Annotated in this window: 24 protein-coding genes and 1 pseudogene; 17 read left to right on the top strand and 8 right to left on the bottom strand. The window is 62.8% G+C overall.

Annotation, left to right across the window (positions count from 1 at the left end; all coding sequences use genetic code 11):
* The 3 genes from AC1DUU_RS06945 to AC1DUU_RS06955 all read left to right on the top strand — a co-directional run.
* A partial coding sequence (locus tag AC1DUU_RS06945) for a M16 family metallopeptidase (protein ID WP_476782686.1) occupies positions 1–527 on the top strand: 527 nt, incomplete at its 5' end.
* Positions 528–531: 4 nt separating this feature from the next.
* Positions 532–1,890 (top strand): M16 family metallopeptidase, encoded by a 1,359-nt coding sequence (locus AC1DUU_RS06950; protein ID WP_476782687.1) that lies wholly within the window; start codon positions 532–534, stop codon positions 1,888–1,890.
* Positions 1,887–2,708: a patatin-like phospholipase family protein gene (locus AC1DUU_RS06955; RefSeq protein WP_476782688.1), complete on the top strand. Its 822-nt coding sequence runs from the start codon at positions 1,887–1,889 to the stop codon at positions 2,706–2,708. The genes AC1DUU_RS06950 and AC1DUU_RS06955 overlap by 4 nt, the downstream gene beginning before the upstream one ends.
* A 20-nt stretch (positions 2,709–2,728) precedes the next feature.
* On the opposite strand, the gene AC1DUU_RS06960 is transcribed toward AC1DUU_RS06955, so the two are convergent.
* The gene (locus AC1DUU_RS06960; RefSeq protein WP_476782689.1) at positions 2,729–4,159 is read right to left on the bottom strand and encodes an MATE family efflux transporter; all 1,431 of its coding nucleotides are present in this window, start codon (positions 4,157–4,159) and stop codon (positions 2,729–2,731) included.
* Between the two features lie 142 nt (positions 4,160–4,301).
* Here AC1DUU_RS06960 and AC1DUU_RS06965 point away from each other — a divergent pair, with 142 nt between their 5' ends.
* The 6 genes from AC1DUU_RS06965 (at position 4,302) to lpxK (ending at position 9,902) form a co-directional block, all read left to right on the top strand.
* A complete protein-coding gene (locus AC1DUU_RS06965) occupies positions 4,302–5,645 on the top strand; it encodes a TldD/PmbA family protein (RefSeq protein WP_476782690.1) in 1,344 nt (447 codons plus the stop codon).
* Entirely contained in the window at positions 5,632–6,438 is an 807-nt protein-coding gene (locus AC1DUU_RS06970; RefSeq protein WP_476782691.1) for a 3'(2'),5'-bisphosphate nucleotidase CysQ, read from the top strand. Before AC1DUU_RS06965 ends, AC1DUU_RS06970 begins: the two co-directional genes overlap by 14 nt.
* Before the next feature lie 77 nt (positions 6,439–6,515).
* Positions 6,516–6,767: a DUF4170 domain-containing protein gene (locus AC1DUU_RS06975; protein WP_109574520.1), complete on the top strand. Its 252-nt coding sequence runs from the start codon at positions 6,516–6,518 to the stop codon at positions 6,765–6,767.
* Positions 6,767–7,561 carry a lysophospholipid acyltransferase family protein gene (locus tag AC1DUU_RS06980; protein ID WP_476782692.1) on the top strand — a complete coding sequence of 265 codons (795 nt, stop codon included), beginning with the start codon at positions 6,767–6,769 and terminating at the stop codon, positions 7,559–7,561. Before AC1DUU_RS06975 ends, AC1DUU_RS06980 begins: the two co-directional genes overlap by 1 nt.
* Positions 7,558–8,874: a lipid IV(A) 3-deoxy-D-manno-octulosonic acid transferase gene (gene waaA, locus AC1DUU_RS06985; protein ID WP_476782693.1), complete on the top strand. Its 1,317-nt coding sequence runs from the start codon at positions 7,558–7,560 to the stop codon at positions 8,872–8,874. Before AC1DUU_RS06980 ends, waaA begins: the two co-directional genes overlap by 4 nt.
* A gap of 2 nt (positions 8,875–8,876) precedes the next feature.
* Positions 8,877–9,902: a tetraacyldisaccharide 4'-kinase gene (gene lpxK / locus AC1DUU_RS06990; protein ID WP_476782707.1), complete on the top strand. Its 1,026-nt coding sequence runs from the start codon at positions 8,877–8,879 to the stop codon at positions 9,900–9,902.
* Positions 9,903–9,931: 29 nt separating this feature from the next.
* On the opposite strand, the gene AC1DUU_RS06995 is transcribed toward lpxK, so the two are convergent.
* Together AC1DUU_RS06995 and AC1DUU_RS07000 are read right to left on the bottom strand one after the other, a co-directional pair.
* A complete protein-coding gene (locus tag AC1DUU_RS06995; RefSeq protein WP_476782694.1) occupies positions 9,932–10,165 on the bottom strand; it encodes a DUF2093 domain-containing protein in 234 nt (77 codons plus the stop codon).
* Positions 10,166–10,314: 149 nt separating this feature from the next.
* Complete coding sequence (locus tag AC1DUU_RS07000; protein ID WP_476782695.1) at positions 10,315–11,241, bottom strand: LysR family transcriptional regulator; 927 nt, start codon at positions 11,239–11,241, stop codon at positions 10,315–10,317.
* Positions 11,242–11,330: 89 nt separating this feature from the next.
* Here AC1DUU_RS07000 and AC1DUU_RS07005 point away from each other — a divergent pair, with 89 nt between their 5' ends.
* The gene (locus AC1DUU_RS07005; protein ID WP_476782696.1) at positions 11,331–12,224 is read left to right on the top strand and encodes a DMT family transporter; all 894 of its coding nucleotides are present in this window, start codon (positions 11,331–11,333) and stop codon (positions 12,222–12,224) included.
* Between the two features lie 18 nt (positions 12,225–12,242).
* Here the strand turns inward: AC1DUU_RS07005 and mutL are convergent, their stop codons facing one another.
* On the bottom strand, positions 12,243–14,087 hold the full coding sequence (gene mutL, locus AC1DUU_RS07010; RefSeq protein WP_476782697.1) for a DNA mismatch repair endonuclease MutL: 1,845 nt from the start codon (positions 14,085–14,087) through the stop codon (positions 12,243–12,245).
* Positions 14,088–14,208: 121 nt separating this feature from the next.
* On the bottom strand, positions 14,209–15,111 hold the full coding sequence (locus AC1DUU_RS07015; RefSeq protein WP_476782698.1) for a LysR substrate-binding domain-containing protein: 903 nt from the start codon (positions 15,109–15,111) through the stop codon (positions 14,209–14,211).
* A 91-nt stretch (positions 15,112–15,202) separates the two neighbouring features.
* On the opposite strand from AC1DUU_RS07015, the gene AC1DUU_RS07020 reads away from it, so the two are divergent.
* Genes AC1DUU_RS07020 through AC1DUU_RS07030 form a run of 3 tightly spaced genes read left to right on the top strand, consistent with a single transcriptional unit; the run spans position 15,203 to position 17,348 of the window.
* Entirely contained in the window at positions 15,203–16,768 is a 1,566-nt protein-coding gene (locus AC1DUU_RS07020) for a trimethylamine methyltransferase family protein (protein ID WP_476782699.1), read from the top strand.
* A gap of 53 nt (positions 16,769–16,821) precedes the next feature.
* Complete coding sequence (locus tag AC1DUU_RS07025; protein ID WP_476782700.1) at positions 16,822–17,052, top strand: hypothetical protein; 231 nt, start codon at positions 16,822–16,824, stop codon at positions 17,050–17,052.
* Positions 17,049–17,348, top strand: coding sequence for a type II toxin-antitoxin system RelE/ParE family toxin (locus AC1DUU_RS07030; RefSeq protein ID WP_476782701.1), 300 nt, complete (start codon positions 17,049–17,051; stop codon positions 17,346–17,348). The genes AC1DUU_RS07025 and AC1DUU_RS07030 overlap by 4 nt, the downstream gene beginning before the upstream one ends.
* 260 nt (positions 17,349–17,608) lie before the next feature.
* Here the strand turns inward: AC1DUU_RS07030 and queF are convergent.
* A pseudogene (queF, locus tag AC1DUU_RS07035) lies at positions 17,609–18,004 on the bottom strand (preQ(1) synthase); the annotation flags it as partial.
* 111 nt (positions 18,005–18,115) lie between these two features.
* Here queF and AC1DUU_RS07040 point away from each other — a divergent pair.
* The gene (locus AC1DUU_RS07040; RefSeq protein ID WP_476782702.1) at positions 18,116–20,158 is read left to right on the top strand and encodes an oxidoreductase; all 2,043 of its coding nucleotides are present in this window, start codon (positions 18,116–18,118) and stop codon (positions 20,156–20,158) included.
* Here the strand turns inward: AC1DUU_RS07040 and AC1DUU_RS07045 are convergent.
* A complete protein-coding gene (locus AC1DUU_RS07045; protein WP_476782703.1) occupies positions 20,148–21,053 on the bottom strand; it encodes a LysR substrate-binding domain-containing protein in 906 nt (301 codons plus the stop codon). The genes AC1DUU_RS07040 and AC1DUU_RS07045 overlap by 11 nt on opposite strands.
* A 121-nt stretch (positions 21,054–21,174) precedes the next feature.
* Here AC1DUU_RS07045 and AC1DUU_RS07050 point away from each other — a divergent pair, with 121 nt between their 5' ends.
* A complete protein-coding gene (locus AC1DUU_RS07050) occupies positions 21,175–22,377 on the top strand; it encodes an acyl-CoA dehydrogenase (protein WP_476782704.1) in 1,203 nt (400 codons plus the stop codon).
* A gap of 263 nt (positions 22,378–22,640) precedes the next feature.
* Positions 22,641–23,120, top strand: a complete 480-nt coding sequence (locus AC1DUU_RS07055) for a cupin domain-containing protein (RefSeq protein ID WP_476782708.1) — start codon at positions 22,641–22,643, stop codon at positions 23,118–23,120.
* A gap of 52 nt (positions 23,121–23,172) precedes the next feature.
* Here AC1DUU_RS07055 and AC1DUU_RS07060 read toward each other — a convergent pair whose 3' ends face one another.
* A complete protein-coding gene (locus AC1DUU_RS07060) occupies positions 23,173–24,288 on the bottom strand; it encodes a mandelate racemase/muconate lactonizing enzyme family protein (RefSeq protein ID WP_476782705.1) in 1,116 nt (371 codons plus the stop codon).
* A gap of 153 nt (positions 24,289–24,441) precedes the next feature.
* Between AC1DUU_RS07060 and AC1DUU_RS07065 the strand changes: the two genes are divergently transcribed.
* Positions 24,442–24,748: aminotransferase class I/II-fold pyridoxal phosphate-dependent enzyme (locus AC1DUU_RS07065; RefSeq protein ID WP_476782706.1), on the top strand; the 307-nt coding region annotated here is incomplete at its 3' end.

Here is a 24,748-nt window from a genome sequence, read left to right on the forward strand (position 1 = left end):
GGGTGGTGCCATCCTACCAGACGGCCAAAGCCGGGGAGGCAGAGGCGCTCGACCTGCTTTCGGAGATTCTTGGTGGCGGAAATCGTAGCCGGCTCTATCAGGGGCTGGTCGTCAAGGACGGGATCGCCTCGTCTGCTGGCGCAATGTTCGAAGGCACGATGGTCGATGACACCAGCTTCACCGTCTATGGCGCGCCGCGTGGCGAAGCCGGGCTGCAGCAGGTCGAAACGGCGGTCGATGTCGAAATCCGCCGCATCATCAAGGAAGGCGTGACTGCCGATGAGCTTGACAAGGCCAAGGACCGCTTCGTTCGCGCCATGATCTTTGCTCGTGACAATCAGGCGAGCATGGCCAACATCTATGGCAGCACGCTGGCCACCGGCGGAACCGTCGAAGATATCGAGAAGTGGCCAGACAGGATTCAGGCGGTGACCGCCGACCAGATCAAGGCGGTTGCCGCCAAGTACCTCAATCCCGACCATTCGGTTGCCGGTTATCTGTTGCCGGCGAAATCTGTCGAGAAATGATTTGATGACCACGCTCATGGCAATGCGTTTCAGGGTGTTTGCATCGGCAACGACGCTGGTGTTGGCGCTGATGTTTCTGGTGCTGCCGGCTGTCGTTGCCGCGCGCGCCGAGGTCCGGATCCAGGAGGTCAAGTCCGACAAGGGCATAACTGCGTGGCTGGTCGAGGACTATTCGGTGCCGATCATTGCGATCAAGTTCCGGTTCGATGGCGGCAGTACCCAGGACCCGGTCGGCAAGGAAGGGCTTGGCAATCTGATGACCGGGCTGTTCGACGAAGGTGCCGGCGACCTCGACAGTGACGCTTTCCAGACCAAGCTTGATGAAGCCGGCGCAGAGATGGGCTTCAGCGAAAGCAAGGATGCCGTCGGCGGCGGCATGCGCATGCTGGCCGACAGGCAGGACGAAGCATTCGAACTATTGGAGCTTGCGGTTGAAAAGCCGCGCTTCGACCAGGCGCCAATCGATCGCATACGCTCGCAGATTGTCTCCGGCATCGTCGCCACCGCGCGTGACCCCGAAACCCAGGCTTCGCGTAAATGGGCCGAGGCCATCTACAGCACGCATCCTTACGCGCGGCCGGATGCTGGTACGGAAGCATCGCTGAAGACGGTCACGGCGGATGATTTGCGCGCCTTCCACAAGGCCAATTTCACGCGTGAAAACCTCCATGTCGCGGTTGTCGGCGCGATCGACGCTGAAACACTGAAGAAGCGGTTGGATGAGGTCTTCGGCGAATTGCCGGAGAAAGCGGAACTGCTTCCAGTGGAGCGCGTTGAGCCGAAGCTCGGCCAGACACTGCATGTCGAGTACCCGCTGCCGCAGACCTCACTGCAACTGGTCTATCCCGGTGTGCAGCGCAAGGCGCCCGATTTCCTCGCCGCTGCCCTCTTGGATCACATCCTTGGTGGTGGCACCTTCTCCTCGCGCCTGTTCGACGAAGTGCGCGAAAAGCGCGGCTTGGCCTATAACGTCAGTTCCGCACTCATCGACCAGGACCATTCGTCGTCGTTGGTTATCGGCACTGCGACCCGTTCGGACAGGGCCGCTGAAACGCTTGGCGTCATCCGCGATGTGGTGCGCAAGATGGTGGAAGAAGGCCCAACCGAAGCCGAACTCGAGGCTGCCAAGAAGTACATGCTCGGCGCTTATGCCATCAACAACCTGGATTCTTCGAGCGCGATTGCCACCACGCTGGTCGATCTTCAGACCGACAAGCTCGGCATCGATTACATGCAGAGGCGCGTCGATCTCATCAATGCGGTCAAGCTCGATGATGTGAAGGCGGCAGCGCGCAAGCTGTTGTCGGTCGAACCCGCGGTCATGATCCTCGGCCCGAAATTGGCCGAGGCGAAAAAGGGATGAGCGCGACCTTCGCACTCGCGCTTGGCGGCGGCGGCGCGCGCGGTCTCGCACATATCCATGTCATCGAAGCCCTGGACGAACTTGGCATCAAGCCGGTGGCTATCGCCGGTTCATCGATCGGCGCGGTCATGGGCGCTGGCATGGCTGCCGGCCTCACAGGTCGTGAAATCCACGAGCACTCGCGTGCGGTGCTTGGCCGGCCCACTGAAGTCGCCAGCCGCATGTGGCGGGCGCGGCCGGGTACGCTTTCTGAGATGGTCGAAAGCGGCATCAGGGTCACTCAGTTCAATGTCGAGCGGATCCTCAAGGCCTTCCTGCCTGAAGGCGTGCCGGCGACATTCGAGGAACTCAAGCTGCCGCTGAAGGTGACGGCGACCGACTACTACGGCCATTGCATGTCGGTGTTTGAAGACGGTGAACTGTTTTCGGCGCTCGCGGCGTCGGCGGCCATCCCTGCGGTGTTCAGGCCGGTGACGCGAGGCAATACGCTCTACATCGACGGCGGCATCTACAATCCCGTGCCGTTCGACCTGCTTGAGGGCCTTGCCGATTTCACCATCGCCATTGATGTCGTTGGTGCACCGTTCGAAAACGGGCGCAAGCAGCCGAATTCCATCGACCTGATGTTCGGCGCCAGCCAGTTGATGATGCAGTCGATAATCGCCAACAAGCTCGGCCAGAACCCGCCCGACATCTTCCTCAGGCCGCCGGTGTCGCGCTTCAGGGCGCTCGATTTCCTCAAGATCGACCAGGTGATGGCCGAAACGGCGGCGATCAAGGACGAGCTCAAGCGCGCGGTGGACGAAATCCTTCAGTAAGTTCGCTCTGGTCGCAGACCTTACTGCAGCGTCGATGCCTTGCCGGTGGAGAAGGGCGACTGTGCAGCTGGCGGCGGTGTCGGCACTGGTTCGTCCTGATGCTGAGGTTCGCTAGCTATGGCGTTGACGACACGGAAGCAAACCAGCATCGACACCACGCCGAACACAACCGCGCCCAGGCCCCATCCGGCGATGACGCCGATGGCACCCCAGTAATGCGCGCCGACCCAGACAAAGGGGATGACGCCGAGCGTCGAGCGGCCCCAGTTGAACACCGTCGAATAGGTCGGGTAGCCGAGATTGTTGAAGGCGGCACTCGATACGAAGATCGCGCCGTTGAACAGGAAGCTGCCAGCGGCGAAGTGGCAGAAGAACACGATGAGTTCTCGCGCCACGCCTTCGGCGCCGAAAGCACTGGCGATCGGATTGGCGAAGATTGCCAACAGCGCCCAGACCGCGAGTACATAGGCGATCGTGAACAACAGGCTGTCGCGCATGGTGGTGGTCAGGCGGTCGAATTTGTGGGCGCCGTAATTCTGGCCGAGGATCGGCCCGACCGCGCCTGACAGCGCGAAGATGACGCCGAAAGCGACTGGCACCAGGCGGCCAATGATCGCCCAGCCGGCTACTGCCTGATCACCGAAAGAGGCCATCTCTATCGTGACATAGGCGTTGCCGACAGGGGTAGCGACCTGCGTCAGCATGGCCGGAACGCCGATGGCGAAGAACGGCCGGGCGGCATCACGCAAGCCGCTCAGATCGGGAAGTTTGATCAGCCTGTGCACGACATGGGCGCCGTGCAGGCCGATGGCCAGCATGACGAAACGCGTCAGCACGGTCGAGATGGCAGCGCCGTCGAGACCGAGATGGAAGCCGAAGATCAGGATAGGATCGAGAATCGCAGCGGCGATGCCACTGCCCAACGTCACATACATCGCCCGTCGGGCGTCGCCGACCCCGCGCAGGATGCCGGTGGTGCACATGCCAAGCGCCATGATCGGGAACGATGGCAGGACGATCTGCAGGAACCGTGTCGACAGGTCGAGCGTGGCACCGGTCGCGCCGAGCATCGACAGCATGGGACGCAGGAATGGCATCGCAGCGATGGTCATCAGCAAGGTCGCCAGGCCCATGAAGACCATCGATGCGCCACCCATGCGAGCGGCTTCCTCGCGCTGGCCACGGCCGAGGCAGCGTGCGACGAGTGCGMCGCAAGCGATGGTGAAGCCGATTGAGATCGAAAGGGTGAAGAACAAAAGCGTGGAGGCAAAGCCGATCGCTGCTGCCAACTCTTCGACGCCGAGCCGTGAAATGTAGAAAAGATTGAGCGCATCGACGATGAAAATGGAAATCAGGCCGATCGAGCCAGTGCCCGTCATGACCACGACATGGCGCATGGTCGAACCGGTGGTGAACTTTGCCGGAACTGCCGCCGGGGCCTGTTTGGACATGCGATTTCCCAAGGATTTCGGCACCGAAGCGCCGCAGTCTGGTCGTTTGACCATGCACCCGCCCATTGCACAAGCGGGTTCGGGACAATAGATGGGTGGTACGGGCCGCGACCAATGGGCGGCGAGCAATCGGAACACGCCAATGAACGATACCAACGACGCCGCGAAACTGGCCGACCGGGTGGCGAGCCTCGTCGAGGCGGCAAAAAGGGCCGGCGCCGATGCCGCTGACGCGGTTGCCGTGCGTGGCCGCTCGACGAGCGTTTCCGTGCGTCTGGGCAAGGTCGAGGGCACCGAGGCCTCGGAGAGCGAGGATATGTCGCTCAGGGTATTCGTTGGCCGGCGTGTGGCCAGTGTTTCGGCGACCGCCGCGTCCGATCCCAGGACCCTTGCGGAACGTGCCGTAGCCATGGCGAAGGTCTCGCCTGAAGATCCCTACCAGGGGCTTGCCGACGCAGCACTGCTCACCCATGCGCCGCGCGATCTCGACCTGTTCGATAACACTGTGGTTTCGGCCGAGCGCCTGAAGGAAGACGCGCTTGCCGCTGAAGAGGCAGCACTTGCCGTCAAGGGCGTCACCAATTCAGCCGGCGCGGGTGCCGCCGCTGGTCTGGGGGGCCTGGTGCTTGCGACCTCTCACGGTTTCGTCGGCCACTATGTCGGCTCACGCTTCTCGCGTTCCGCCAGCGTCATTGCCGGCGAGGGCACCTCGATGGAGCGTGATTACGAATACTCCTCGCGCCTGCATTTCGCCGATCTGGATGCCGCCGGCGAGATCGGCCGCAAGGCTGGTGAACGCGCGGTCAAGCGGCTCAATGCGCGCAAGGCAGCCACCGGTCCGGTCGATGTCGTCTTCGATCCGCGCGTCGCGCGCGGCATTGCCGGCCATCTGGCAGGCGCCATCAATGGTGCTTCGGTCGCCCGCAAGACAAGTTTCCTGCGCGACATGATGGGCAAGCAGGTTGCATCAGCCGCCATCACTGCCATCGACGAGCCATTGAAGCGGCGCGRCCAGGCGTCGCGGCCCTTCGACGGCGAAGGCATCGAGGGCGCCACCCTCAAGATGGTCGACAAGGGCGTCCTCAACCATTGGTTCCTGTCAACCTCGGCTGCGCGCGAACTCGGTCTTGTGACCAACGGGCGCGGCGCGCGTGGCGGCTCGTCAGTGTCGCCGTCCTCGACCAATTTTGCCATTGAGCCGGGAGAGAAGTCGCCCGAAGACATCATCCGTTCGTTGAAGCGCGGCTTCTACGTCACCGAGGTGTTCGGCCAGGGCGTGGACATGGTGACGGGCGAATACAGCCGCGGCGCATCGGGCTTCTGGATCGAAAACGGCGAGCTTGCCTGGGCCGTGTCGGAGGTGACGATCGCTTCCAACCTCAAGGACATGTTCCTGCGCATGGTGCCGGCAAGCGATCTCGACCGCAATTTCGGTACCGCCGCACCTACGCTTTTGATCGAAGGCATGACCCTTGCCGGAGACTGAGACTGTCGACAAATCAGAGCTTCAGGCCGAACTCGAACTGCTGCGTGCGGCAGCTGCCGAGGCCGGGCGTATAGCCATGGGCTATTTTCGACAGAGCCCAGAAGTCTGGTTCAAGGGCGGCAACTCGCCGGTCAGCGAAGCCGACTACGCCGCCGATCACTATCTGCGCGAAACGCTGACGGCAGCGCGGCCCGACTATGGCTGGCTGTCGGAGGAGACCGCTGACAATCTCGACCGGCTCGCCGCGCGCCGCACCTTCGTCGTCGATCCGATCGACGGCACGCGTGGTTTCGTCGAGGGCCGGACGGCCTGGTGCGTGAGTGTTGCCGTCGTCGAGAACGGCCGTTCGCTGGCCGGCGTGCTCGAATGCCCCGCACGCAACGAGACTTACTGGGCGGTTGCCGGCGGCGGTGCTTTCCTCAATGGAGCCCCGCTCAAGGTGAATGAGGCGGGCGAGCGCGTACGTATCGCCGGTCCCAAGCCGATGATCGACAAGATGCCGGAAGAATGGCAAGAGCGGCTCGATCGCGAAGCCTACATACCTTCGCTTGCCTATCGCGTGGCGATGATCGCGAGCGGTGCTCTCGATGCAACCTTCGTCAAGCCAAACGCGCATGACTGGGATATTGCCGCTGCCGAGCTTATATTGACCGAGGCAGGCGGAAAGCTGCTCGACAAAGAGGGCCGCCAGCCGGCCTTTGCCGGCCGCGACATCGTTCACGGCGCATTGATGGCGGGCAGCGGGACACTGCTCGACGTCATGGCTAGAGTGATGGCGAGCCACGACGGCTAAGAATTCGCGAAGTGTTTCAAAATGGCCCGCTTTGGTCTAGATCAGGCGGCCCCTGAGATAATGAATCAAGGAAGCAGATGTCCGAAGAAGACGGAAAAAAGCAGCTGTTGCATCTGGTGTTCGGCGGCGAGCTGACGAAGTTGGGTGGAACCGAGTTCCGCGATCTCGATGCGCTCGATATCGTTGGCATCTACCCCGACTACAAGTCGGCTGAGCTGGCCTGGAAGGCGAAGGCACAAGCGAGCGTGGACAACGCCCACATGCGCTACTTCGTGGTCCACCTGCATCGGTTGCTTGAGCCGGACGCAAAGGTCGCCGGTCAGAACTGATGGAGCAACCCCGCATGGCGTCGCCGGCCGTGAGGTCAGCGGCGAAGAAGAAGCGTGTCAAGCAGCCGGCGTCGAAGACGTTCTGGCGCCGCATTCGCGAGCCGCTCGCCAAGTCGCGCTTCGCCAAGGGCGCGATAGCGAGCCTGTTCGCCGGCGCGATGCGCTTCGTCAAGCTGACCAACCCGATGACGAAAGGCTCCTTCAAGCTTGCAGGTGGCAGTTACGCCGACAGCGAACCGCTAATCATTGGCCTCTGGCACGGCCAGCACCTGCTTGCGCCAGCGCTTTATCCGAGCGAGCGCCGCCTGGTGGCAATGGTGTCGCGCAGTGCCGACGCCGAGCTCAACGCGCTGGTCGTCAACAAGTTTGGCATCGAGGCGGTACGCGGGTCGGGTGGCCGCGAAACCAAAAGCAGGCTCGATAAGGGCGGGGCGACCGCGCTCATTGCCCTGAAAAAGGCACTCGATGCGGGCAAGAATGTCTGCATGATTGCCGACATTCCGCATGGCACGCCCCGCGACGCCGGCATGGGCATTATTCTTCTCGCGCGCATTTCGGGCAGGCCGATAGCCCCCACAGCCATCGCCACGAGCCGCCGCAAGGTGTTGGAAGGCACTTGGGACAAGACCACGATCAATCTTCCTTTCGGCCGCTGCGCGCTCTTTGTCGCGCCTCCGATCGAGGTTGCTGCGGATGCCGATGACGCCGAGATGGAGCGCAAGCGCCAGGAGCTGACCGCTGCCATCGATCACGCCACAGTGCAGGCTTACCGCCTGGTGGATGGCATCCAATGAGCGAACGCTGGGCTCGTGCTTTCCTGAAAGCTTATCGTTATGCCGGAGCCGCGGCCTATCCGATGGTTGGTGGCTATGTCGCTTGGCGCGCGTCCAAGGGCAAGGAAGACCACAATCGCCGCCGTGAGCGCTATGGCGTGCCGAGCCGCGAACGGCCTGACGGACCGCTGATTTGGTTCCATGCTGCAAGCGTCGGCGAAACGATTGCCGTGGTGCCGTTGATCGAGGCTATCCTTGGCTACGGCATCAACGTCGTGCTGACGACGGGCACCGTCACCTCCGCCCAGGTTGCCGAAGAGCGGCTGGGCAACCGCATCATCCATCAATATGTGCCGCTCGACCTCAAGCCTGCGGTCAGCCGTTTCCTCGATCATTGGCATCCGGATCTCGCCATCATCGCCGAATCGGAAATCTGGCCGATGACCATCCTTGAACTCGGCGCACGGCGCGTACCGCAAATCCTGGTCAATGGGCGGCTTTCGGACCGGTCGTTCAAGTCGTGGAAGAAGCGCAACTATATCGCCGAGGCGCTGTTTGAGAACATGGCGCATGTCGTGGCGCAGTCGGAGGTCGACGGCGAGCGTTTCCGCGCGCTCGGTGCACGTCCGGTCACCGTCTCGGGCARTCTCAAGGTCGATACCTCGCCGCCACCCGTCGACGAACGCGCGCTGTACATGGTTCAGCGCCAGATCGGCCGACGCCCGACCTGGGCTGCCGTCTCGACCCATGACGGCGAAGAAGTCATGGCGGCGGAAGTGCATACCATGCTCCGCAATCGTCATCGGGGTCTATTGACCATCATCGTGCCGCGCCATCCCGATCGTGCCACAGCGCTGATGACTGAGCTGACGGCGATGGGGCTGAGTGTTGCGCGTCGCAGCACAGGCGATCCGATCACGCCTGATACCGATATCCTGCTCGGCGACACGATAGGCGAGATGGGGCTTTACCTGCGTCTCACCGAGATTGCCTTCGTTGGGCGCTCGATGACTGCACAGGGCGGCCAGAACCCGCTCGAGCCGGCAATGCTCGACACCGCAGTTCTGGCGGGGCGAAACGTCCAGAACTTCCGCGACACCTATCAGCGGCTGATCGATCGCGGTGGCGCCAAGATTGTCCGCGACCGCGACATGCTGGCCGGTGCTGTCAACTTCCTGCTCGGCAACGAGATCGCCCGCCATGACATGATGGCAGCTGGTGCCTCGACCGTCGAGGAAATGCGCGGCGCGCTGGCACGGACACTGAAGGCGCTCGAACCTTATATTCATCCACTGATCGTTCAGTCGCGCCTCAAAGGCGCGGGGGGGAGGTAGAGCTGGCAAGCGAAGCGCCTCCTTTCTGGTGGGAAAAGCCGGACTGGCGCGCATACGCGCTCTACCCGGTCTCGTGGCTTTACGCCTTGGTCGCTGGCCGGCGCATGAAAACCGCCCGGCGCGAGAAGATGGATGCGCCGGTGCTTTGCGTCGGCAATTTCACCGTCGGCGGCACCGGCAAGACCCCGATCGCAATCGCGCTCGCCAAGCAGGCCAGGCGCATGCAGCTCGTACCTGGCATCCTGTCGCGCGGCCATGGCGGCAGCTTCGCTGAACCCCATGTCGTCGACACGCACCATGACAGCGCCAAGCATGTCGGCGACGAGCCGCTGCTGCTGGCCGAACACGCGCTGGTCGCTGTCTCCGCCAACCGGGCAGCGGGCGCGCGCCTGCTGATCGAGCGCGGCTGCAATTTCCTCATCATGGACGACGGTTTCCAGAGCGCGCGCATCCATATCGACTACGCGCTGGTGGTCGTCGATGCGCGCTACGGCCTAGGCAATGGCCATGTCATCCCCGGCGGGCCGATGCGCGCGCGGCTGATCGACCAACTTCGGTTTGCCGATGCCATCCTCAAGATGGGCGAGGGCGAGAAGGCCGATGCGGTGGTGCGTCAGGCGGCGCGCGCCGGCAAGCCTATCTTTGCTGCGACCGCGCGGCCCCGCAACAAGAAGGCATTCGTGGGGCGACGTTTCCTCGCATTTGCCGGCATCGGTCATCCCGAAAAGTTCTTTGCCACGCTGAAGAAAGCCGGAGGGACGGTGGTGCTGGAGCGGGCTTTTGCCGACCATCACTTCTATCTGCCCGAAGATCTGGACGATCTGGTTGCCGCAGCTCAGGCTGGCGAACTGGAACTTGTCACGACATCGAAGGATGCCGCACGGCTGCGTCACGGTGCAGCTTCGCCGGAATTCCTGGAGCGGCTGAACGTGATGGAGATTGATGCGGTGTTCGACATCGAACACACGGCCGAGCGTGTCGTAGGCGAGACGCTCGAAGCCTGGCGGCGGCGGAAGATATCGGGCTGATCAGGGCATGATCTTGCGAAGCGACGGCTTTAGCCGCGCTTGCGCAGATCCGGGTTCATTTCGATTTCGCGCGCCAGCGAAATCGCTGCGTCGCGATAAGGCTCCTGGCGGGCGACGCTCCAGTATTTGAGTTCGTCGAGGGGGATCGACTCCGCCGTCACCGCGCAACGCACGAAGGAGCCGGGGCTCGTTACCTGGAAATCGCCGTCGAGGTAGCGAATGCGAGCTTCGCGTGCGCCGGGGCCTTCGAAACGGTTCATCATCGCTTTGTGCTCAACATCCTGGTGCATGGTCTCGAAAATCGGGATCGATCAATTGCACAGGTTCAAATCTCACCGCGCCCGCGCGTCCCCAGTAGGGAGTGGCTGCGCTGCATATTGGCTTTTATGGCCACAAAACGCCTGAGGTCAAGTTACCTGTCTTCTGCCAGGAACCGCTCGATCCGTTCGGGCGCAAGACCTGCCTGGGCACCGATGCGGCGCGCCAGCTCCGCCGCAGCAGGCCGAGGTCGTCCAACCGGCCGGTCGAGCCAATAAGATACCGGGTTCAGCGCGCTCCGTTCGTCGACAACGGCGATGCGGCCGGATTTGAGGTGGGATTCGGTCAGTGGTGGACGTGCCAAGGCTATGCCTAGGCCATGAGCGGCGGCGTCGAGCACCAGATTATAGTCCTCGAAACGACGATCCTGCGGTCGGGGACGATAGTCGAGGCCATGGGCGCTGAACCATGAGCGCCAGCTGGAAGCATCCGAATCGTGGATGAGCGGGTAGTTCAGCAGTCGTTCGGCCTTGCCGGCCCCGATCTGGGCGGCGAGTGCCGGCGAGGCGATCGGGAAGCAGTACTCTTCGAAAAGCTGTGCCGACACGCGGCCGGGGATCTTGCCGCGGCCGCAGCGGACCGAAAGGTCGATGCCTTCGTCGGCGAGGTCGGCCTGGCGAATGTCGATGTCGAGCACGATCCGCAATGGGGTCGCGCCGGCTTCGAGCGCCGAGAGGCGCGGCATCAGCCACAGCCCCGCAACCGAGGGGATAGAAGTCAGCCGCACCACGGCGGCACCACGTGGCTCGACCCAGCGGTCGGTGGTGTTGGCGATCAGCGAAAATGCTTCGCTGGTCCTGAGGTGCAGGCGCTGGCCTTCGAGCGTCAGCGAAACGCCGCGCGCCTTGCGCTCGAACAGTTTCAGGCCAAGCCAGCTCTCCAGCTTGGCAACCTGACGGCTGACGGCGCCATGTGTCATGTTGAGCTTTTCGGCGGCTGCTGAAAAGCTGCCGGAGCGCGCCGCCGCCTGGAAGGCGCGCAGGGTTTCAAGCGGCAGCATCGGTTCCAAGCTGTGATCCATGCTCACAGCTGATCCTTGAATTGATCGTTTGTCAATCAGCTCGAAATGACGTCACCTATGGCCCTCAGCCAATTTTCGAGATCAATGCCATGGCCATCCAGACAAGTACGTTGAATTCCACACCGACGGCGTCCGCTGTGACCATCCTTGCCGTGGTCGTTACCATCGTCGGCTGGGCTTCGGCATTCCCGGCCATCCGCGCCGGACTGACAGCGATCGGTCCCATCGAGCTTGGTGCCTTGCGCTTCGCCATAGCGGCAGTGCCGTCGGCCATCTACCTGCTGATACGCCGGCCCGCCTTGCCGGCATTCAACGAACTCTGGCGCTTCGCGTTTGGCGGCGTCTTCTTCGTCGCGCTCTACACCATCCTGCTCAACTTTGGCGAGCTGACCATTTCGGCCGGTGCCGCAAGCTTCATCATCAACGTCAACCCGATCATCACAGCGGTGCTGGCGATGGTGTTGCTGGGCGAGCGTTTTCCTGTATTGGCCTGGGCGGGCACCTTCTTGTCCTTTGCCGGCATCGGTATCATCGCGCTTGGCGAAGGGCAGGGACTTACCTTCAATACCGGCGCTCTGCTGATCCTGGGCTCGGCACTTTGCACCTCGATCAACAGCATCGTGCAGAAGCGGCTCTTCAGCCGTCACCACCCGCTGACCGTCTCGGCCTGGAACATGATCCTCGGCGCATTATGCTTGGCGCCGGCACTGCCCAGCGGTTTCGCGCAGATGGCGGTCGCCGACAGCGAGCCATTCTGGTCGGTCATCTTTCTCGGCATCGTGCCGAGCCTGATCGCCTATGCCAGCTGGTCGGTGGTGCTTTCCCGCCTGCCAGCCTCGCGCGCCGCTAATTTCATGTACTGCGTGCCGCCGGTGGCCGTGCTGATCGGCTTCGTATGGCTCGGCGAGACGCCCGGCCTGTTCGGCATATTGGGCGGCGTACTGGCGCTGGCGGGTGTGGTCCTGGTCAATCTCAAGCGGTGATGGCCGATTTGGCCGGCTCTAGCGCCGGCCGAACAGCTTTTCGATATCGGCGAGCTTGAGTTCGATATAGGTCGGGCGGCCGTGGTTGCAGGTGCCTGAACCGGGTGTCGCCTCCATCTGGCGCAGCAACGCGTTCATCTCTTCGGGTCTCAGACGGCGGCCCGACCGCACCGAGCCATGGCAGGCCATGGTCGCGGCAATCGCATCCAGCCGCTCCTTCAGCGTATCGGAGGTGTCGCTGTCGGCGATCTCGTCGGCGAGGTCGCGCACCAGCTGGGTGACATCGGTCTCGCCAAGCATGGCAGGCGTTTCGCGCACCGCAACTGCGCCCGGGCCGAAGCGCTCGATGCCGAGACCGAAGCGGGCAAGGGTCTCTGAATGCAGCGCCAGCCGCTCGGCGTCTTCTTCCGGCAGGTCGACTATTTCCGGCATCAACAGCATTTGCGCTGGCACAGGCCGCGAATGCAGCGCGTTCTTGAGCGCTTCATAGACCAGCCGTTCATGGGCAGCGTGCTGGTCGACAATGATAAGCGAATCCGTGGTCTGGGCGACGATGTAGTTTTCGTGCACCTGCGCGCGCGCCGCACCCAGTTCGGTTTGCAGCACGGCTTCGGCAACCTCGCTCAACCCGGCGCGTGCGTCGGCGCTGTGCAGAGGGCCGGTATCGAAACTTGCCTGCCGCTGCTCCGAGAAACCGTTATCGAGTGGCCGGTGCGGTGAACGCAGCGGGTCGAATCCCCCAAAGGTCGCGGCGCGAAAATCCGGATTGTAGGCGCGATGGCCACTGGCCGGTCCGGGATGGCCATAGGCGGTCGCACCGGGGCGGAACGCCCCCATCATCGCTTGCGTGCCCGTGGTGGCCGGGCGGATGCCCGCACCAGCCAGCGCCTGGCGCACCGCGCCGACGATCAGCCCACGCACCAGCCCAGGGTCACGGAAACGCACGTCCGCCTTGGCAGGATGCACGTTGACGTCGACATAGGCCGGGTCGAGGGTCAGGAAGAGCACCGTCACCGCATGACGGTCACGCGGCAGCACGTCGGCATAAGCGCCGCGTATAGCCGAGGCGATCAGCTTGTCACGTACCGGCCGGCCATTGACATAGGCATATTGCTGCAGCGCATTGCCCCTGGTGTAGGACGGGATCGAGACATGGCCATCGAGGCGCACGCTTTCGCGGGCGGCTTCGATCACGATCGAATTGTCGGGGAAATCCTTGCCCATCACCTGGGCGATGCGGGTCAACCTGCCTTGAACATCGTCTGATGCGGCGGAGAGTTCCAGTGTCGAGCGGTCGGTGCCCGAGAGCGTGAAGCGCACGGCTGGGAAGGCAATCGCGATCCGCTTGATCACGTCGGCGATGGCGGTCGCCTCGGCGCGCTCGGTCTTCATGAATTTGAGCCGGGCAGGGGTGGCGTAAAATAGGTCGCGCACTTCGACAGAGGTGCCGCGATTGGTCGCTGCCGGACGCACCGCCGAGACGCGGCCGCCTTCGACGGTGATTTCAGCCCCGCTGTCGGCAGCCTTGGTTCGCGAGCGGATGGCGAGCTTCGACACCGAGCCGATGGACGGCAACGCCTCGCCACGGAAGCCGAGCGAGCGGATGTCGAGGATATCTTCGCCGAGCTTGGAGGTGCAGTGGCGCGAGATCGCCAGCGAGAGTTCTTGTTCGGGCATGCCCGACCCGTCGTCGACGACGCGTATCAGGTTGAGCCCGCCGCCCGCGGTGGCCACCTCGATGCGGGAGGCTCCGGCGTCGAGTGCGTTTTCGACCAGTTCCTTGACCACGCTGGCAGGTCGTTCGACGACCTCGCCGGCTGCGATCTGGTTGATCATCGTTTCGGAAAGCTGGCGAATGGACATCGGGGCACTATAGCGGGATTCGCGTCGGCGCGGACAGGCTCTTGCCTATGGATACTTCGCGGAAATCCCTGTCAGGAACGCGCTTGCCAGCCAGGCTTGATCTGCCTGGTGAACAGGCTTCTCAAGCCTGCGTTGCCAGCCAGTCGCGCACCTTTTCGGCGCTTTCGCTGAGCGGACGGTTCTTCGGCCAGGCGACATGGAAGCCCTTGCCGGTGGTCATGACGTGATCGGTCAGGCGCACGAGCAGCCCGGCGGCTATCAGCCGGTCGGTGAGATGGCGCCAGCCGAGCGCGATACCCTGGCCCTCCATCACGGCCTGGATGACAAGGACATAGTCGTTGATGACCAGTCCGCGCTTGGCGACTGCCCCGTTGAGGCCTGCAGATTGGAACCACTGGTTCCATGTTGCAGCCGGGCGGAAGGGTTCTTCGAGATGGATGAGGTGATGCAGCGTCATCTCGGCCGGGGTCTGTGGTGTGCCCGCGCGCGCGACATAGGCCGGGCCGGCAACGGGGTAAATCTCCTCGCCTGATATCGGCAGCAGCTCATAGTCGGGCCAATCCTCGGCGTTGCCGCCGCGAATTCCCAAGGGAATGCCCTCGGCGATCAGATCGAGGTCGCGGTCGGCGGTCTGGATGCGCAGGTCTATGCCGGGCAGGTCGTCTCGGAATTTTTGCAGGCGCGGCATCATCCAGAACGAGGCGAAGGCGGTGGAAGCCGACAGCGTAACATGCATGCCGCCCGCGCGTGCCCGGAGCTCCTCGGCCGACTTGCGGATATGCGACAGGCCAAGCGTGACGTCGGCATGGAAGCGCTCGCCGGCCTCCGTGAGCAAAACTTGACGGTGGCGGCGCTGGAATAGTTGCGCGCCGAGCTGCTCCTCCAACCCGCGAATGGCATAGGAGACCGCGGCCTGGGTCATGCCGAGTTCGCGGCCCGCAGCAGTGAAACTCGACAGCCGACCGGCTGCCTCGAAGACGATAAGGCTGCCGGCGGAGGGCAGGAGATGGCGCAGGCTTTGCATAAGTGCAGATTATGCAAATGATGAGGATTTTCAAGCGTCACAGCAGCCGGTCCAAAGGCTAGCTTCATGCTGGAGTGCTTTGGAGCCATGTATGAACGTCGTTGCGCCTGAAATCCAGACCGAGCCGACGAAGCGCCGCGAGCGTGGCGGCCGTAATGCGCGCCGTGAACAGCGCTCGCACGGGCCCGAGGCGCATGGTCGACCCTACATCCTCCGGAACATCCCGACCTACGATATATTGTCGGAGGAAAACCTCGTCCGCATCGAAGAGACGGCCGACCGCATCCTCGCCGAAATCGGCATGGAGTTTCGCGACGACCCGGTGGCGCTCGATCACTGGAAGCGGGCCGGGGCCAAGGTCGACGGCGTGCTCGTCAAATTTGAGCCAGGCATGCTGCGCGAAGTGCTGAAGACAGCACCCGCCCAATTCACCCAGCATGCCCGCAACCCTGAGCGCTCGGTGGTCATAGGCGGCAAAAGCGTCGTCTTTTCACCGGCCTACGGTTCGCCCTTCGTCATGGATCTCGACAATGGCCGGCGCTACGGCACCATCGAGGATTTCCGCAATTTCGTGAAGCTGGCGCAGTCCTCGCCCTGGCTGCACCATTCCGGCGGCACGATCTGCGAACCAGTGGACGTGCCGGTCAACAAGCGCCATCTCGACATGGTCTACAGCCATATCCGCTACTCCGACCGTGGCTTCATGGGCTCGGTGACGTCGGAGAGCCGGGCGGAGGACTCCATCGACATGGCCCGCATCGTCTTTGGCGAACAATTCACCGATGAGAATTGCGTCATCCTGGGCAACGTCAACGTCAACTCACCGCTGGTCTGGGACGCCACCATGACCACCGCATTGCGCGCTTATGCGCGGGCCAACCAGGCGGCGGTCGTTGTGCCCTTCATCCTTGGCGGTGCCATGGGTCCGGTTACCAATGCCGGCGCCATTGCCCAGTCGCTCGCCGAAACCATGGCCGGCTGCGCGTTGACCCAGCTCGAACGCCCCGGCGCGCCGGTCATTTTCGGCAATTTCCTGTCGTCGATGTCGCTGCGCTCAGGTTCGCCGACATTCGGCACGCCGGAGCCGGCCATCGGCTCGATGGTCATTGGGCAACTTGCGCGGCGACTGAACCTGCCGCTCCGCTGCTCCGGCAACTTCACCACGTCGAAGCTGCCCGACGCACACGCCATGAACGAAGGCACCATGGCGATGCTGGCGGCTGTGCATTGCGGCGCCAATTTCATCCTGCATTCGGCCGGCTTCCTCGATGGACTCTTGTCGATGTCTTTCGAAAAATTCGTCATGGACATCGATTTCTGCGGTGCGCTGCACACCTATCTCGACGGCGTGAAGATCGACGACAATCAGCTAGCGCTTGACGCTTTCAAGGAAGTCGGGCCCGGCAGCCACTTCTTCGGCTGCGCGCACACCATGGCCAACTACGAAACGGCGTTTTGGGATTCGGCGGTCGCCGACAACGAGCCCTATGAGAAATGGCAGGCCGCGGGCTCGCTCGATGCCGCCATGCGCGCCAACAAGCGCTGGAAGACGATGCTCGCCGAATACGAAGCGCCACCGCTGGATGTCGCAATCGACGAGGCGCTTAACGACTTCATGGCGCGCAAGAAGGCGTCGATGGACGATGCGTGGTATTGACGGAGACTGGTAGGAGCGGAGTATCCTTGTCTGCATATATGCGAGGCTAAGACATGACCAAATTGCTCGAGCAGGCATTGGAGGCAGCTCGAAAGCTCTCCAGGGATGATCAGGACGACATTGCCCGCGCGATCTTTGAGTTGGTAGGTGCGGGTTCTGCCGAGCCTGTCCCGTTGACCGCTGAAGAACGCTTGGCCATCGAACGGTCCCGCGCCGCTGCCGCGCGCGGTGAGTTTGCGTCGGACGAGCAAGTTCGGGCAGTCTGGGCCAAGTACGGCGGATGAGGTTGCGTTATACCCTCTCGGCTCTTGCCGACCTCGAAGGGATACTCGACCATGTCGCCGATCAATCGCCATCGGGCGGCCGGAAAGTCGCCAAGCGCATAAAGATGATCACAGAATTGCTGTGCCGCCATCCTGAGGTGGGTCGCCTGACCGAAGTGGAGGGTATCCGGCGGATCAATGCGAGGCCGTATCCTTATCTGATTTTCTACGAGTTTACTGGCAACGACATTGTCATTCATGCGGTTCGGCACGGCGCGCGCGACCCAGCCAGTACGCCGGGATCGGGCGGTTCGTGATGCGATGCGCAGGCCCATTTGCTGTTGTGTCTTGCCTGCCTTTGCTGGCCACACCGGCTCTTGCCGGAACGGCGCTGGAGGCGGTCAAGCCGTTCTACGATCATATCGGGTTGGAACTCGACCCGGCCGAGCGTGGCCGCTTCGTAGATCCGGCAAAAGCCGTGCTCGATGCTCGCGACCAATTGGTGAAGTCGGGTCAGGGCGATTGTCTTGACACCAACATGCCACTCGACAGTGCGGCCTACGACAAGGCCGAACTCCGTCTGCCAGAACACGTCGATGGGGATACCACCGCGCGGATACCAGTAGCCGGCTATGCGCAGCCACAACGGCCTGGTTGCTTCGACGATGCGGCGGCCGATCATCACGGTACAATCCTCGTGGAATGCGCCATGGTTGCGGAACGAGACCATGAACAGCTTCAGCGACTTCGATTCGACCAGAAGCTGGTCCGGGGCGTAATCGATGACGATGTGCGCGAAGTCGGGCTGGCCGGTGACCGGGCAGAGCGAAGTAAATTCCGGGCAGGTGAAGCGCACGATGGCGGGCGGGCCGCCAACGCGGTCGTAAGGCACGGTTTCGAGCACGGCGGTTTCGGGCGAGGTCGGCGTTTCGACCTTGGTGCCAAGCTGGGTCAGGCTATCGGTGATGGTCATTGGGTGGCTCTTCGGGGTGGCTCTGGCTCATTGCTGTGGTTCGCTGGTGCGCGCAACTCAATGTCCAGATTTTAAGTGGCGTGTATTAGCGCCGGATAATGCAGGAATGCAATGACCAGCAACGACCCGCTTCTCCAGCCCTACCAGCTCAAGCATCTGACGTTGAAGAACCGCGTCATGTCGACGAGCCACGAGCCGGCCTATTCCGAAGACGGCATGCCCAACGAGCGCTACCGGCTCTACCATGCGGAGAAGGCCAAGGGCGGCATGGCGCTGACGATGACGGCAGGTTCGGCGATCGTTTCGCGCGACAGCCCGGCGGCCTTCGGCAATCTGCACGCCTATGACGATGCCATAGTGCCGTGGCTGCGGGCGTTGGCGGACGACTGCCACGAGCACGACTGCAAGGTGATGATCCAGATCAGCCATCTCGGCCGCCGCACCAATTGGAACAAGGCCGACTGGCTGCCGGTGCTGAGCGCCTCTCCGGTGCGCGAGGCTGCCCACCGCACATTTCCCAAGATAATCGAGGATTGGGACATCGAGCGCATCGTCGCCGACTATGCCTCTGCTGCCCAGCGCATGCAGGCGGCGGGGCTCGACGGCATCGAGTTCGAGGCCTACGGCCATCTGATGGACGGGTTCTGGTCGCCGGCCACCAACCACCGCGATGATGACTTTGGCGGCTCGCTCGACAATAGGCTGCGCTTTACTTGGCAAGTGATCGATGCGGTGCGGGCTGCCGTCGGCAACGAGTTCATCGTTGGCATCCGCATGGTCGCTGACGAGGACTTCGAAAAAGGCCTGTCGAAGGACGAGGGCATCGWGATCGCACGTCGGCTGGCTTCGTCGGGCAAGTTCGATTTCCTCAACATCATTCGCGGCCATATCGACACCGACGCCGCGCTCACCGGCGTCATCCCGCTGCACGGCATGGCCTCGTCGCCTCATCTCGACTTTGCCGGCGAGGTGAGGGCGGCAACCAAGTTCCCGGTCTTCCATGCCGCGCGTATTTCCGACGTTGCAACAGCCCGCCATGCCATCGCTGCCGGCAAACTCGACATGGTCGGCATGACGCGTGCCCATATTGCCGAGCCGCATATCATCAAGAAGGTGCTGGAGGGGCGTGAGCATCAGATCAGGCCGTGCGTAGGTGCCACCTACTGCCTCGACCGTATTTATGAGGGCGGCGGCGCACTGTGTATCCACAACGCAGCGACAGGCCGCGAAGCGACGATCCCGCATGTGATTTCACGCACCCAAGGCCCGYTGCGCAAGGTCGTCGTGGTCGGCGCGGGTGCTGCCGGCCTTGAGGCCGCACGGGTGCTGGCCGAGCGCGGCCACAAGGTGACCGTGCTGGAGGCATCAAGCCAGGCTGGCGGGCAGGTGCGGCTGGCGGCGCAGAACCCGCGCCGGCGTGAACTGATCGGTATCGTCGATTGGCGTCTGGCTGAATTGGAACGGCTAGGCGTCGAGATTAGCTACGACATCTGGGCCGGCAAGGACGATGTGCTGGCGCTCCGGCCCGACGCAGTGGTCATCGCCACCGGTGGCCTGCCGCAAAACCCGCCGCTCGATGCTGGCGACGATCTGGTGACGTCGAGCTGGGACATCATCGCAGGCGCCGTCAAGCCGGCCGAAAACGTGCTGCTGTATGACGACAATGGCGGCCATCAGGGCATGACGGCAGCGGAACTGATCGGCAAGGCCGGCTCGAAGCTTGAGCTGGTCACGCCCGAGCGGCTGTTTGCGCCGGAGATCGGCGGCATGAACCATGTGCCTTACATGGAGGCGTTCCACCGCACCGGCGTGAAGATCACTATCAACACCCGGCTGCGGTCAGTTCGGCGCGAGGGCAATCCACTGGTCGCGACACTTTCCTCCGATTATGCCAAGGGCTGGCAAGAGGAGCGGCGCGTCGATCAGGTGGTGGTCGAGCATGGCACACTGCCGCTGGATGATCTCTATCTCGAGCTCAAGCCACTATCGAGGAACGGCGGGGCGATCGATTACGAACGCCTGATCCATGGCGGCGAGATTTTCCCCGAGATCCGGGATGCGAGCTTCATCCTTCTGCGCATTGGCGATGCGGTCCAGGCCCGCAACATCCACGCGGCGATCTATGACGGGATCAGGTTCGGCCTCAGGATTTGACCGCTGGGGACGTAACCTCTGCCGAGATCCAGCGCAGGAATTCGCGCAAGCCCGGGCGATCCTCCGTGCCGGGCCGGAAGGCGAGGCGATAGGGGAACTCGCCGGCGATGCGGTTAGCCGAGGCCATGACCAGTTGGCCGGATGCGAGTTCGCGCGCGGCCAGCACTTGAGGCACCAAGGCCACTCCGAGCCCGGCGATTGCCGCTTCGACAACCATCGAGAATTGCTCGAAGCGATGGCCGCGCAAGGTGGTGCGTGGGTCGATCCCGGCGGCTTGGAACCACTGCAGCCACAGCGTCGGGCGAGTAGACTGCTGCAATAGCGGCAAGGCGGCGAGTTCGGCGTCATCGAGCGAAGCCCGGCCGTCGAGCAGCACGGGTGCCGCGACCACCACCAGCTCCTCGTCGAACAGGCGCAGAAAACCGGGCTGGCCGGGCTCGACCGGTCCGCGCTGGATCGCCGCGTCAAAGGCCTCGGTTTCGAGATCGACCGTTTCAAGCCGGACCGCCAGATCGATGGCGACATCGGGGGCCGCGAGATGGAAACCCGCCAGCCGTGGGATGAGCCAGCGGTCGGCAAGTGTCGGCAGCACGGCGAGGCTGAGCATGTCGGACTGGCCGCCAAAGGCCATGGTTCTGACGGTAGCCTCATGCAGGGCGTCGAGGATCGCGTCGGCGTCGCGGGCAAAACGGCGGCCGGCATCCGACAGGGCCAGGCGCTGGCGGACGCGGTGGAAAAGGGCGACGCCGAGCCTGTCCTCCAGTTGCCCGATCGATCGGCTCACCGAGCTTTGCGTCAGTCCAAGCTGATCGGCAGCGCGAATTGTGGTGCCGTAGCGTGCACTGGCGCGGAACGCCTCAAGTTCGGCGATTGTTGGCACATAGGCGCGGCGCATGGGGTGGCCTGGGGCTTGAGTTGATTGATTTTACGCATCAACTTTACAAGATTACTTGTTAGCGAAAAGGCCTGAAGCGGGCTAGGATATGAAAAAGCGCTCTCATTCTCCCGGAGGAACAATGAACACATCCAAACCGGCGGCGGCCGCCAGCTTTGTCTGGGCCGACCCCTTCCTTCTTGAAGATCAGCTGACCGAAGACGAACGCATGATGCGCGATGCGGCATCGGCATTTGCCGCCGACAAGCTCGCCCCGCGCATCGAAGAGGCCTATCTCGACGAAAAGACCGATCCGGCGATCTTCCGCGAGATGGGCGAGGCTGGCCTGCTCGGCATCACCGTTCCCGAGGAATATGGCGGCCTTGGTGCAGGCTACGTGACCTACGGTCTCGTGGCACGCGAAGTTGAGCGCATCGATTCGGGCTACCGCTCGATGATGTCAGTGCAGTCGTCGCTGGTCATGTATCCGATCTACGCCTACGGCTCCGAGGAGCAGCGCAAGAAGTATCTACCCAAGCTCGCATCGGGCGAATGGATCGGCTGCTTCGGCCTGACGGAGCCGGATGCCGGTTCCGATCCGGGCGGCATGAAGACTCGCGCTGAAAAGACCGCCACCGGCTACAAGATCAGCGGTTCGAAAATGTGGATTTCCAACGCGCCGATCGCCGACGTCTTTGTCGTCTGGGCGAAGTCGGCAGCGCATGACAACCAGATCCGCGGCTTTGTGCTGGAAAAGGGCATGAAGGGGCTTTCGGCACCGAAGATCGGCGGCAAGCTGTCGCTGCGCGCTTCGATCACCGGCGAGATCGTCATGGAAGGCGTCGAAGTCGGCGAAGACGCGCTGCTGCCGAATGTCTCCGGGCTGAAGGGGCCGTTTGGTTGCCTCAACCGCGCCCGCTACGGCATTTCCTGGGGCGTCTTGGGCGCTGCCGAAGATTGCTGGCACCGCGCKCGCCAGTATGGCCTCGACCGCAAGCAGTTCAACAAGCCGCTGGCCGGAACGCAGCTCTACCAGAAGAAGCTCGCCGACATGCAAACCGAGATCGCTCTTGGCCTGCAGGGTTCGTTGCGCGTGGGCCGTCTCATGGATGAACACAAGTTCGCGCCTGAGATGATTTCGCTGGTCAAGCGCAACAATTGCGGCAAGGCGCTCGACATCGCCCGCCAGGCCCGCGACATGCATGGCGGCAACGGCATCCAGATCGGCTACCACGTGATGCGCCACGCGCAGAACCTGGAGACGGTCAACACCTATGAGGGCACGCATGACGTGCACGCGCTGATCCTCGGTCGGGCACAGACCGGTCTGCAGGCGTTCTTCTAAGCCTCAAGGGCAATGGTTCACTTCTATGGCGGTCGCGGGTTCATCTCGCGGCCGCTTTTATTTGCAGGCAAGTTTGTTGACTGATTTGCGCATGGCTTTCGATTTTAAGTTTAGTTAGTTCGAGTATGCTTCGAAGGAGGCGCGAATTGTTTCATGGTTTTGAAACAGTCGTGACCGTTCCCGACCTCAAACGGTTACATCTCGCCGATAATTCCCGACTTGCCCGGCAGTTTCGCCGGCTGCGAGGAGAGGGGATTTTGTCGGTGAACGCCCAGGCCAAGGTTGAGAGTGCCAGCCAGATTTTGTGGTTTGGCGACAATCTGATGACGATCCGTGTTCCCGCCTGTGCGGGGAACGACCAGATCAGCATCATTGAATGCCGAATGCCGCAGGGCGAAACGACGCCGCTTCACGTCAATCTCTGCGAAGACGAGATCATCCACATTCTCGAAGGCACGATGCGCTTTCGCGTCGATGGCAAGGTTTTTCTCGCCCATGCCGGGCAGACCGTCATGGCGCCCAAGGGAATTCCACACACATTCCGCGTCGAATCGACCGATGGCGCGACGTGCCTGATCGTCACCCAGGGTGGCGACTTCGAGCAGATGGTCCGTCAGATGAGCTTGCCGGCGCCGTCGGCAGCCCTGCCGCCCAAGGCAGAGCGGACGCCAGAGAGTGCCAAGCGCTTCTTCGATACCTGCGCGAAAAACAACATCCAGGTCATCGGCGCACCGCTACCATAGCGCCGATGCTGGGCTGGACGGGTGCGGGGGCGTGTCCGTCCAGCCATCCCTTTCATGATTTGATGGCGAATATTGGCGCGCCGAATTTCGCCGGGTTGACATCCAGGCCAAGGCCTGGTCCGCCGGGCAGGCTCATCAAGCCGTCGGCAATGGCAAATTCGCCGAGCGCGTTCGGCACTGTCACCCAGTTGTGGAAGTCGACAGTGTGCTGCCTGAGCCCCTCCGGCGTCGACAACAGCAGGCCCGAATAGGCCGCCGTGTCGATCTGCGCGCCGCCAGTGTCTTCGATCGTGACCTTGAGGTTCTTGGCAATCGCTATGTCACGCAGAAGCTTGGCCTTGGTCAGCCCGCCGACGCGCGCCAGCTTGATGGTGATGCCATCGACAAGGCCGTCAGATATGGCGCGCAGCAGCACGTCCACACTGTCGATCGTCTCGTCGAGCACCAGCGGCCGGTCGGTGGCGCGGCGAATGGCGAGGTTTTCCTCGTAGCTCGCGCAGGGCTRCTCGAGCGTGTAGTCGAGCGCCTGCGTCGCCAATAGGAAGCGGCGGGTCTCGGCTGTGCCCCAGCTTGCATTGGCGTCGCAGAACAATACTGTGTCGTTCGGCACCGCCGCCCGCACCGCTTCCAGCCGTGCAATGTCGTCGTTGACATCGAGCCCGACCTTGACCTGCAGGCGGCGGTAGCCCTCGGCGATGTATTTTTGCGCCCGTGTCGCCATCGCGTCGGGCGATTGCTGGGCGATCGAGCGGTAGAGCGCGAGTTGTGTGCCTTCCGCACCGCCGCTCATAGCGGCAAGCGACAGGCCAGAGCGTTTGCCCGCAATATCCCACAGCGCCATGTCGAGCGCCGATTTCGCATAGGGGTGGCCCTTGAGCAGAAGATCCATGCGCCGGTTCAACGCCTCGATGCCGGAGGCGTCACAGCCGAGCAGTTGCGGTGCCAGTTCCCGCATCGCCTCGCGCGCGCCGGCGGCAAAGGCGGGATCGTAGAAGCTGCCAAGCGGCGCCATCTCGCCATAGCCGCTGATGCCGTCGCGGCTGGTGATCTCGACGATTGTCGAATCAAAACCTTCAGCACTTCGCCCGCCTGAGCAACGGTAGGTGCCGTCGCGAAACGGCTGCCATTGGCGGAAGATGCGTATGCTTGAAATCGTAGCGTCGGTCATGCTGTCCCCAAGCCGGTAGTGTGCGAAATTGGATGAAGCTTAGCGCGTTGGCTTCGCTGTCGAAGCGAGGGAAGCGGCGAGCGGCCAAGTCGCATTTGTGATAGCGTCGTGGCAAGCTTCGCCCGATTTTCCGCGGCAGCAGGGAGCGTACATATGAACGGCAATTTCCTTTCTCACATCGCCTCGGAACTGGAAGGGCTGAAGTCGGCTGGCCTCTACAAGTCCGAGCGAGTCATCACGTCGACGCAGAGCGCCGAGATCGAGGTCGGCGGCGAAAAGGTGCTGAACTTCTGCGCCAACAACTATCTCGGCCTCGCCGATAGCCATGATCTGCGCGACGCCGCCAAGAAGGCGCTCGACCGTTACGGCTACGGCATGGCTTCGGTGCGCTTCATCTGCGGCACGCAGGAAGAACACAAGGAACTGGAGGCAAAGCTGTCCGCATTCCTCGGCATGGAGG

The organism is Aminobacter sp. P4_H6_2 (assembly GCF_056400805.1).

Coding starts and splice junctions, on each gene's coding strand:
- AC1DUU_RS07000 (WP_476782695.1), bottom strand. CDS start 11,241: ATGGATCACAGCTTGGAACCGATGCTGCCGCTTGAAACCCTGCGCGCC.
- AC1DUU_RS06950 (WP_476782687.1), top strand. CDS start 532: ATGACCACGCTCATGGCAATGCGTTTCAGGGTGTTTGCATCGGCAACG.
- mutL (WP_476782697.1), bottom strand. CDS start 14,087: ATGTCCATTCGCCAGCTTTCCGAAACGATGATCAACCAGATCGCAGCC.
- AC1DUU_RS07030 (WP_476782701.1), top strand. CDS start 17,049: ATGAGGTTGCGTTATACCCTCTCGGCTCTTGCCGACCTCGAAGGGATA.
- AC1DUU_RS06980 (WP_476782692.1), top strand. CDS start 6,767: ATGGAGCAACCCCGCATGGCGTCGCCGGCCGTGAGGTCAGCGGCGAAG.
- AC1DUU_RS07015 (WP_476782698.1), bottom strand. CDS start 15,111: ATGCAAAGCCTGCGCCATCTCCTGCCCTCCGCCGGCAGCCTTATCGTC.
- AC1DUU_RS07020 (WP_476782699.1), top strand. CDS start 15,203: ATGAACGTCGTTGCGCCTGAAATCCAGACCGAGCCGACGAAGCGCCGC.
- AC1DUU_RS06995 (WP_476782694.1), bottom strand. CDS start 10,165: ATGATGAACCGTTTCGAAGGCCCCGGCGCACGCGAAGCTCGCATTCGC.
- AC1DUU_RS07045 (WP_476782703.1), bottom strand. CDS start 21,053: ATGCGCCGCGCCTATGTGCCAACAATCGCCGAACTTGAGGCGTTCCGC.
- AC1DUU_RS07005 (WP_476782696.1), top strand. CDS start 11,331: ATGGCCATCCAGACAAGTACGTTGAATTCCACACCGACGGCGTCCGCT.
- AC1DUU_RS06955 (WP_476782688.1), top strand. CDS start 1,887: ATGAGCGCGACCTTCGCACTCGCGCTTGGCGGCGGCGGCGCGCGCGGT.
- AC1DUU_RS06975 (WP_109574520.1), top strand. CDS start 6,516: ATGTCCGAAGAAGACGGAAAAAAGCAGCTGTTGCATCTGGTGTTCGGC.
- AC1DUU_RS07025 (WP_476782700.1), top strand. CDS start 16,822: ATGACCAAATTGCTCGAGCAGGCATTGGAGGCAGCTCGAAAGCTCTCC.